Annotated in this window: 3 protein-coding genes; all 3 read right to left on the reverse strand. The window is 70.5% G+C overall.

Annotated elements, in window-relative coordinates; translation table 11 throughout:
• Positions 1-366 (reverse strand): phage holin family protein (locus G6024_RS13965; protein WP_159148964.1); only part of this gene is annotated, 366 nt, incomplete at its 3' end.
• Between the two features lie 7 nt (positions 367-373).
• The gene (locus G6024_RS13970; protein WP_159148965.1) at positions 374-1,735 is read right to left on the reverse strand and encodes an aspartate aminotransferase family protein; all 1,362 of its coding nucleotides are present in this window, start codon (positions 1,733-1,735) and stop codon (positions 374-376) included.
• Positions 1,736-1,878: 143 nt separating this feature from the next.
• The gene (locus G6024_RS13975) at positions 1,879-2,850 is read right to left on the reverse strand and encodes an exonuclease domain-containing protein (protein WP_235027919.1); all 972 of its coding nucleotides are present in this window, start codon (positions 2,848-2,850) and stop codon (positions 1,879-1,881) included.
• Positions 2,851-3,033 lie beyond the last annotated feature (183 nt).

Consider the following 3,033-nt stretch of genomic DNA (forward strand, 5'->3'; position numbering starts at 1 on the left):
GCCGAAGAACGCCGCCCAGAACCCGCTCACCACGTACTCGGCCCCGAAGGGCTGGAACGTCGTGGTGATCCAGCCGGTGAGCATGAGCATCAGCGCGTTGACCACCAGCAGGAACAGGCCCAGGGTGAGGATCGTCAGCGGCAGCGACAGCAACTGAACGATCGGTTTGATCACCGCGTTGACCAGGGTGAACACCACCGCAACGACGAGCAGCGCCGTGATGGTGGGGACGTTCACCTCGTTCTCGATGTCGCCGGCGCCAGAGGCTGCGGCCCCGGAGATCTCGTGCAGGGTGATGCCCGGCACGATCAGCGTCGCCACCCACAGGGCGACGGCGTTGACGATCAGCCGCAATATCAGCGCCATCGAATGGTCAGCTCCTCACGTACTCGTCGGCCACGTCGAGTGCGCGGTCGAAGATGTCGAGGCCCTCGTTGGCCTCGTCCGGGGTGATGATGCACGGCGGCACCACGTGGAATCGGTTGTAGTTCATGAACAACAGCAGGCCGTCGGACTTTGCCTTACCGAACGTGCGGGCCATGGCCTCCGATGATCCACCGTAGGGCGCGAGGGGCTCGCGCGTCTCGCGGTCGGCCACCATCTCCACCGCCCAGAACACGCCGAGGCCGCGGACCTCGCCGATGGAGGGGTGCTTCTCGGCGAGCTCGCGCAGGCGCGGGCCGATGACGTCCTCGCCGATCATCTTCGCGTTCTCGACGATCTTCTCGTCGCGCATGAGGTTGATCGTCGCGACCACGGAGGCGCAGGCCAGCGGGTGCCCGGCGTAGGTCAGGCCACCGGTGTAGGGCGTGGTCTCGAAGGAGGCGGCGATGCGGTCGTGCAGGATGACGCCGCCGAGCGGGACGTAACCCGAGTTGGAGCCCTTGGCGAAGGTGATGAGGTCGGGCGCCCAGTCGTCGTCGCCGGAGCGGAAGTGGTCCAGGGCGAGCCACTCGCCGGTGCGGCCGAAGCCGGACATCACCTCGTCGCAGATCATGACGATCCCGTACTTGTCGCAGATCTCGCGCACACCGCGCAGGTAGTCGGCGGGCGGCACCATGATGCCGACCGTGCCGGGCACCGACTCGATGATGAGGGCGGCGAAGTGGTCGGGGCCCTCGAGGCCGATGAGCGAGTCGAGGTGCTCGAGCGCCCGGTCGCATTCCTGCTTGTCGTTCTCGGCGTAGAACTGCGAGCGGTACAGGAACGGGGCGTGGAAGTGCACGGCGCCGGTGTTGCCCATGTCGTTGGCCCAGCGGCGGGTGTCACCGGTGAGGTTCATCGAGGTGGTGGTGGCGCCGTGGTAGCTGCGGAACGCCGACAGGGTCTTGTGGCGGCCGGTGTGGCGGCGGGCCATGCGGACGGCGTGCTCGACGGCCTCGGTGCCGGCGTTGGTGAAGAACACGCGGTTCATCCCGGCGGGCGCGACCTCGGCGACGAGGCGGGCGGCCTCGGCGCGGGCGGCGTTGGCGTGCGCCGGGTTGATGGTGCACAGCTCGGCGGCCTGGTCCTGGATGGCCTTGACGATCACCGGGTGCTGATGGCCGATGTTGGTGTTGACCAGCTGCGAGGTGAAGTCGAGCAGCCGGTTGCCGTCCCCGTCGGTGAGGTGGCAGCCCTCGGCCGCGGTGACGACCATCGGGTCGCTCGAACCCCAGGCCGACCACGGGGTCAGGACGTGGGCGCGTTCCTTCTCGTAGACCTCACGGGCGGCGGCGTTCTGGGGTGCGGGCACTTGCGGTACTCCTGTGGTCGACGACGGTGGCCGTCGCCCATCATGTCAGTTCCGCCGCGCCGCCTCGGGCCAGCGCCCCACGATGCGGAACGCGGGGGTCTGGAGGCGCGGAACGCGGGCGCCGAGCAGCGCGGAGCGCGGGGTCAGAAGAGCGCCCCCTGCGCACTGTCCACGGCCTGGGCCCCGGCGACGGGCCGCCCGGGGGCGACGGCGGCGAGCATCTCCTCGAACCGCGCGTACGGCACCAGCTCGAGCCCCTTCTTGCGGGCGAACGCGGTCCGACCCCGCACGGCACCCGGTGCATCGCACACTGCGAGGGACGTGCGGGACGAGATGCGGTCGGCGACGTAGAGACCGGAGTCGACGACGAGGCCGGCGATCTCCTCCGGATCGCGGTCCACGTCCTGGGTGAAGACCACCTCCATGCCCTGCACCAGCCCGCCGCCGCGCTTGAGCCGCCCGGCCGGCCGCCACAGCCTGGGGGCGGCGAGGGCCTCCGCCCACACCGTGGACACCAGGTAGCCGGTCTCGGGATGCGCCACCATCGCGTCGAGCTCGCGCAGCTTCGGCTGCACGTCCTTGCCCCTGGCCACCTCGAGCAGTCCGGCGAACACCCCGGCCAACACGAGGGCGTCATCGTGGGCGTCGTGCGCGGCCCGCTGCACCACCCCGAAGTGGGCGGCGAGCGTCGACAGTTTGAGGTCGGCGGTGGACAGGTGCAGCCGACCGGCGAAATCCAGGGTGCACAGGAACCGCTCGAGCGGCGCCGGGAGTCCTGCCCGGCGGGCCTCGGCTGCGAGGAACGACGCGTCGAAGGCGGCGTTGTGGGCGACGACCGTCCTCCCGTCGAGCACCCGGTCCAACTCCGCGGCCACGTCCGGGAAGCGTGGTTTGCCCGCGAGGAGTGCCGGGGTGAGGCCGTGCACGTGGACCGGCCCCGGGTCGACGCCCGGATTGAGCAGGGTCGTGAACTCCTCGACCACCTCGCCGTCGTCGTCGATCACCACCGCGGCCACCGACAACACACGGTCGACCGCCGGCGTCATCCCCGACGTCTCGACGTCCACCACCACCCAACCTGCCATGCCCACCATCGTCCCAGACCCCTCCGACATCCCGGCCGTCACCGTCGCAGGTCACGGCGTTCACACCGCGTTTTCCGCCCGGACGCCCACGGGCGTTACTGTCTACGCCGTTCGATCAGCCCCGGCCGCGAGGTCCGGTCCGACCCAGGAGGCCCCGTGCGGCGGTACCGGCCCGACACGCCCGCGGCGCGGCTGCGCGACGCCCACGCCCGC

This window comes from Dietzia maris (assembly GCF_014144855.1).
Taxonomy (GTDB): Bacteria; Actinomycetota; Actinomycetes; order Mycobacteriales; family Mycobacteriaceae; genus Dietzia; species Dietzia kunjamensis.

What these genes read in the sequence shown, in the direction of transcription:
- G6024_RS13975 (WP_235027919.1), bottom strand. Translation starts at nt 2,850, where the DNA reads ATGTCGGAGGGGTCTGGGACGATGGTGGGCATGGCAGGTTGGGTGGTG.